General features: G+C 72.0%; 7 protein-coding genes. 2 read left to right on the forward strand and 5 right to left on the reverse strand.

Features of this window, described 5'->3' with window-relative positions; all coding sequences use genetic code 11:
* Nucleotides 1-210 precede the first annotated feature (210 nt).
* Both VOI19_RS13415 and VOI19_RS13420 read right to left on the reverse strand, forming a co-directional pair.
* On the reverse strand, nt 211-507 hold the full coding sequence (locus VOI19_RS13415) for a hypothetical protein (RefSeq protein WP_323793467.1): 297 nt from the start codon (nt 505-507) through the stop codon (nt 211-213).
* A gap of 285 nt (nt 508-792) precedes the next feature.
* Nucleotides 793-1,224, reverse strand: a complete 432-nt coding sequence (locus tag VOI19_RS13420) for a molybdenum cofactor biosynthesis protein MoaE (RefSeq protein WP_323793468.1) — start codon at nt 1,222-1,224, stop codon at nt 793-795.
* 65 nt (nt 1,225-1,289) lie between these two features.
* Between VOI19_RS13420 and VOI19_RS13425 the strand changes: the two genes are divergently transcribed.
* The gene (locus tag VOI19_RS13425) at nt 1,290-2,735 is read left to right on the forward strand and encodes a zinc-dependent metalloprotease (RefSeq protein WP_323793469.1); all 1,446 of its coding nucleotides are present in this window, start codon (nt 1,290-1,292) and stop codon (nt 2,733-2,735) included.
* A complete protein-coding gene (locus tag VOI19_RS13430; protein WP_323793470.1) occupies nt 2,732-3,355 on the forward strand; it encodes an NUDIX hydrolase in 624 nt (207 codons plus the stop codon). Before VOI19_RS13425 ends, VOI19_RS13430 begins: the two co-directional genes overlap by 4 nt.
* On the opposite strand, the gene VOI19_RS13435 is transcribed toward VOI19_RS13430, so the two are convergent.
* The 3 genes from VOI19_RS13435 to VOI19_RS13445 all read right to left on the reverse strand — a co-directional run.
* Nucleotides 3,295-3,819, reverse strand: coding sequence for a M48 family metallopeptidase (locus tag VOI19_RS13435; RefSeq protein ID WP_323793471.1), 525 nt, complete (start codon nt 3,817-3,819; stop codon nt 3,295-3,297). The two genes, VOI19_RS13430 and VOI19_RS13435, sit on opposite strands and share 61 nt — an antisense overlap.
* A 10-nt stretch (nt 3,820-3,829) precedes the next feature.
* Nucleotides 3,830-4,870 (reverse strand): PHP domain-containing protein, encoded by a 1,041-nt coding sequence (locus tag VOI19_RS13440; protein ID WP_323793472.1) that lies wholly within the window; start codon nt 4,868-4,870, stop codon nt 3,830-3,832.
* 324 nt (nt 4,871-5,194) lie between these two features.
* The coding region (locus VOI19_RS13445; protein ID WP_323793473.1) for an enoyl-CoA hydratase/isomerase family protein at nt 5,195-5,469 on the reverse strand (275 nt) is incomplete at its 5' end.

A 5,469-nucleotide genomic window follows, 5' to 3' on the forward strand; every position in this document is an offset into this window, starting at 1 on the left:
ATCTCGCGACCGTCGTTCTGCACAACCTCGGCGTCGTTGCCGTCGTCACCGAGGACGTCGATCGTGCCGCCGGGGGCGAAGGTGGCGAACGGGAGGCCCTCGAAGAGGGCCAGTGCGATGAGCGCGAGCACCGCAGGCACGGCAATCACCGCGGCGATCAGGCGCTGGTTCATGCCGCAACCCTCTCATTGGCGGCCAAGAGCGCCTTCCTCAGCCTTGCTCCCGGCCGGCGTTCGGGGTCGAGCCGGCTGTCGGTGAGGTCGAAGAGCGCCGTACGGCGACGCCGCTGCTGCGCTGCTGCGGCCGAGGCGCCACGGCGTACCCGGGACTCGGGCGCGATCGCGACCACGGTCGCGGGTGGTCGTTCCGGCCCTCCAGCGCGGCGCCCAGGCGACGTACGGCCTCGTCGCGGTCGACCTCGGCGCGCTCGCTGCGGCCCAGCCAGGCCACCCAGGCCATGGCGACCAGGGTCACCAGGACGGGTGGCAGGAGCCAGAGGAGGACCATGGGTGCAGATTAGGCGCGTGGAGCTGGGGTTTCTGGTCGGCTCGCCGCGTGGTGGTGGTTGCGGTGGGCGGGTATGTCGCCGCCATCTCGATACACCGGCTTGCTTCGCTGCGCCGGCTACTCGATGACCACCCCTCGGTGGTGGCGGTGACCCCTTGGCGGTTGCGGTGGGTGGGTCCGTCGCCGCCATCTCGATACACCGGCTTGCTTCGCTGCGCCGGCTACTCGATGACCACCCCTCGGTGGTGCCGATCGATGGGTACGTCGCCCGCCGCGGCTGGTCCCCTAGGGGGTGCCGACCCACTCGTCGGAGCCGTCGGTGAAGACCTGGTGCTTCCAGATCGGCACCTGGTCCTTGAGGGTGTCGATGAGGTCGCGTGAGGCCTCGAAGGCGACGCCGCGGTGGGCCGAGGCGGTGCCGATGATGACCGCGATGTCGCCGATGTCGAGGTGGCCGATCCGGTGCACTGCCGAGACCCCGTGGACGTCGTGGCGTCCGGCCACGAGCGCGCAGACCTCGCGCAACCGGTCCAGGGCGCTGGGGTGGGCGGAGTAGTCGAGACCGTCGACCCCGCGACCGCCGTCGTGGTCGCGCACCCGGCCGACGAAGAGGTTGACGCCACCGTCGGCGGCCTCGTCGAGGCTGTCGAGCACCTCGGCCACGTCGAGGGCGGTCTCGCGGATCTCCACGAGACGGACGGCGGTGTCGCTGGTCACGTCCGCGACCCTACCGGCGCCGAGCAGGGCGGGCGGGCGTTGGCCGAACGGCGTACCGTGGAGCCATGAGCAACGACCCCCACAACGGCCCCGACGACGCGTCCGGGGACGACTCCAACCCGTTCAAGGGCACGCCCTTCGAGCAGTTCTTCTCCGGCGGCGCCGGCGGTCTCGGCGGTGCCATGGGAGGAGCCGGCGGGTTCGACCTCAACGCCCTCGCGGGCATGTTCGGCGGCATGGGCGGACCCGGTGGCGCCGGCGGTCAGATGCCCGACCTCAGCGCGCTCTTCGGCCAGCTGCAGTCGCTGATGCAGCCCTACGACGGCCCCCTCAACTGGGACGTCGCCCTCGACATCGCGCGCAAGGCCGTGGCGGCCTCGCCCGACCCGACACCGACCGGGCGCGAGTCCGACGCCATCGCCGACGCCGTGCGGCTCGCCGACCACTGGCTCGACGAGGTCACCGACTTCCCCTCCGGCGTCTCCTCGACCGCCGCGTGGAGCCGAGCCGAGTGGATCGTGCACACCCTCGACGTGTGGAAGGTGCTCGTCGAGCCCGTCGCCCAGCAGTCCGTCAAGGGCATCGGTGACGCCCTCCCCGCCGAGGCCCAGGCCGCGGCCGGACCCATCCTCGGCATCGTCGGCAAGGCTGTCGGCGCGATGCTCGCCACCCAGGTCGGCTCCGGCATCGGTGCCCTGGCGGGAGAGGTGCTCGGCGCCGCCGACATCGGGATCCCGCTCAGCGCGCCCGGCAAGGTCGCCCTGGTGCCGGCCAACGTCGCCGCCTTCGCCGACGGGCTCGACGTCAGCCAGGACGACGTCCGCCTCTACCTCGCCCTGCGCGAAGCCGCTCACCAGCGCCTCTTCGCCCACGCGCCCTGGCTGCGCGAGCACCTCATCGGCGCGGTCACCGACTACGCGAGCGGGGTCGAGATCAACGCCGAGGCGCTCCAGCAGCGCATGGAGGAGCAGCTGCGCGGAGTCGACCCGAGCAACCCCGAGTCGATCCAGCAGCTTCTCGAGGGCGGCCTCTTCGACCTGCCCCGCTCCCCCACCCAGGCCGCAGCCCTCGAGCGGCTCGAGATCGCCCTGGCCCTCGTGGAGGGCTGGGTCGACGAGGTCGTCGGTCAGGCGACCGCCGAGCGGATGCCCACCGCCACCAAGCTCCAGGAGCTCGTACGCCGTCGCCGCGCGGCCGGCGGGCCCGCCGAGCAGACCTTCTCGGCCCTCGTCGGGCTCGAGCTGCGCCCGCGGCGCCTGCGCGACGCCTCCACCCTGTGGGCCTCGCTGCGCACCCGACAGGGACCCGAGGCCCGCGACGGGGTGTGGACCCACCCCGACCTGCTCCCCACCTCCGCCGACCTCGACGACCCGCTGGGCTTCCGCGAGGACGCCGCCGCGCCGACCGGTCTCGACGACGTCGACTTCGACGCCGAGCTGCGCAAGCTCCTGGACGGCGGCCAGCCCGGGCAGCCGGGACAGCCAGGGCAGCCCGAGCAGCCCGAGGAGTGAGCGGGCTCCACGACGACGCGCTGGCAGTCCTGCGCTCCTGGCCGGCCCCCGACGCCGACCAGGAGCAGGCTCGCCGGCGCTACGTCGCCCACCTCGAGGCGCACCCCGACGGGATGCGGCGCTCGTGTCGTCCCGACCACCTGACGGCCAGCACCCTGGTGCTCAGCGACGACGGTGAGCACGTGCTGCTGACGCTGCACGCCAAGGCCGAGCGCTGGTTTCAGCTGGGCGGTCACTGCGAGCCGGGAGACCACCTGCTCCACGATGCCGCAAGCCGCGAGGCGCGCGAGGAGTCCGGCGTCCCCGACCTGCGTCTCGACCCGGTGCCGGTGCAGCTCAGCGAGCACGCGGTGCCGTTCTGCCGCGACCCCTCCGCGAGCACCGACGACGGGCTCACGGTGCACCACCTCGACGTCCGTTTCCTGGCCGTCGCGCCGCCCGGATCGGTGCCGGCGGTGAGCGAGGAGTCCCTCGACGTGCGCTGGTGGCCGGCCGATGCGCTCCCCGACCCGGATCCTGATCTCGTCGACCTGGTGCGGCTGGCTCGTGAGCGCTGGACTCAGTCGGCGAACTCGGACGGCGGGATGACCTTCGCACCCTCGGACCAGCCCAGCAGGTAGCCCTGCGCCTTGCGCGACTTGGGGTAGCGATCGACCCAGGCCCAGAAGCTCTCGTCGTGCCCGGGCTCGAGCAGGTGGGCCAGCTCGTGCACGATCACGTAGTCGAGCACCCACACGGGCATCGTCTGGAGCCGCTCGGAGAGCCGGATCGTCCGCTCGCTCGGTGTGCAGGAGCCCCAGCGGGTGCGCTGGTTGGAGACCCAGCGCACCGAGCCCGGCGTCGCGAGCCCGCCGAGATACTCGTCGCTGAGGCGCAGCGCCCGCGCGAGGAGGTCGTCGTCGGTGAGGACCGGGTGCTGCTCGGACTTCTCGATCCGCCGCACCATCGTGGCCACCCACTCCGACTCCTCCGCTGCAGTGAAGGAGGCCGGCACGAGGATGACGATGCGCTCGTCCTCGCGGTAGGCCGAGACCGTACGGCGTCGCCGCTTGGAGCGGCGTACCTCGACCTCGGGCGCTGTCATGGCTGACACGCTACTTGCGCGCCCACTCGAGCAGGCGGTCCTGCGACCAGGTGTTGACGATTCGTGATGTCTCGATCCCGGCCTCCTCGGCGCGCTCGCAGCCGAGCACGAGGAAGTCGAGCTGGCCCGGGGCGTGGGCGTCGGAGTCGATCGAGAACACGCAGCCGACGTCGCGAGCCAGCGCGAGCAGGTCGGACGGCGGGTCGCGCCGTTCGGGGCGAGCGTTGATCTCGACCGCCACGTCGTGCTCGGCGCACGCCTCGAAGACGGCCCGCGCGTCGAACGACGACTGGGCGCGGGTGCCGCGGTTTCCGGTCACCAGACGTCCGGTGCAGTGGCCCAGGACGTTGGTACGACGGTTGCGCGCCGCCCCGATCATCCGGGTGGTCATCGCGGCGGCGTCCATGGCGAGCTTGGAGTGGACGCTCGCCACTCGGACGTCGAGGCGGCCGAGCAGCTCGTCGTCCTGGTCGAGCGAGCCGTCGTCGAGGATGTCGACCTCGATCCCCTTGAGCAGCGTGAAGTCGCCGGCGAGGTGCTCGTTGACGGCGTCCACGACGCCCAGCTGCCGGGTGAGGCGCTCGGCGGAGAGCCCGCGTGCGATCTTCAGCCGCGGCGAGTGGTCCGTCAGCACCAGGTAGTCGTGGCCCAGCTCGATGGCGGTCATCGCCATCTCCTCGATGGGCGAGCCGCCGTCGGACCAGTCGGAGTGGGAGTGCAGGTCGCCGCGCAGCGCGGCGCGCAGGTCGGCCCCGCCCTCGGTGAGCGGACCTGCGTACTGCTTCTCCAGGGCGGCGAGTCGTTCGGGCACCTCGCCCTGTGCGGCCGCGGCGATCACCTTCGCCGAGCTGGCGCCCACGCCCGGCAGGTCGGTCAGGGTGCCCTCCTCGACCGCGCGCAGCACGTCGTCCGGGGCGAGCGGGAGGATCGCGGCAGCCGCGCCCCTGAAGGCCTTGACCTTGTAGGAGTCCTCGCGGGCACGTTCGAGCAGGAACGCGATCCGGCGCAGCGCAGCGACCGGTCCGGCGTCGTACTCCTCTGGTCCGGCCATCGGCGGCGCCTCTCCTTCTTCATCCACAGGCTGTGAGCTTCCATCGTCCCTGATCACGAGCGGTTTCAGTCGGTGCGGGGGCCCCTTGTCCACAGGGTTGTCCCCCGACCCTCCCCAGTTCCTGAGGGTTCTCCACAACGTTGTCCACAGGTTCGTCCCCAGGCTCGTCAGGCCGCAAGGTTCTGGAGATCAACCGGGGATTGACCGCAGAACGGCGCTGGCCCTAGGTTCTCTCGCAGACGAGGCCTCCGGGCCATCGGCGTGGGACTCGCAGGGGAAGGCGAGTCTCACCACGATGGCCCGGGGGCCTCTTCTCGTGCTCGCTCAGCGACCGCGGAACTGCGGCGCGCGCTTCTCCTGGCTCGCCGCGATGCCCTCCTGCAGGTCCTGGGTCGTCAACGTGATCGGCTGCGCCAGCGCCTCCCACTGCAGAGCGGTCTCGAGGTCGGCGTGCCCGGCGTCGGCCAACGCGATCTTGGTCAGCCGCGTCGCGATAGGGGCGTTCGCCGCCACCTGAGCCGCCGTCTCGAGGACCTCGTCGAGGAAGCCCTCGCGCGGCAGCACCCGCGAGACCAGCCCCAGACGCAGCGCCTCTTCAC

This window comes from Nocardioides sp. (assembly GCF_034670285.1).
Lineage (GTDB): Bacteria > Actinomycetota > Actinomycetes > Propionibacteriales > Nocardioidaceae > Nocardioides.

What these genes read in the sequence shown, in the direction of transcription:
- VOI19_RS13435 (WP_323793471.1), bottom strand. Translation starts at nt 3,819, where the DNA reads ATGACAGCGCCCGAGGTCGAGGTACGCCGCTCCAAGCGGCGACGCCGT.
- VOI19_RS13425 (WP_323793469.1), top strand. Translation starts at nt 1,290, where the DNA reads ATGAGCAACGACCCCCACAACGGCCCCGACGACGCGTCCGGGGACGAC.
- VOI19_RS13440 (WP_323793472.1), bottom strand. Translation starts at nt 4,870, where the DNA reads ATGGCCGGACCAGAGGAGTACGACGCCGGACCGGTCGCTGCGCTGCGC.
- VOI19_RS13415 (WP_323793467.1), bottom strand. Translation starts at nt 507, where the DNA reads ATGGTCCTCCTCTGGCTCCTGCCACCCGTCCTGGTGACCCTGGTCGCC.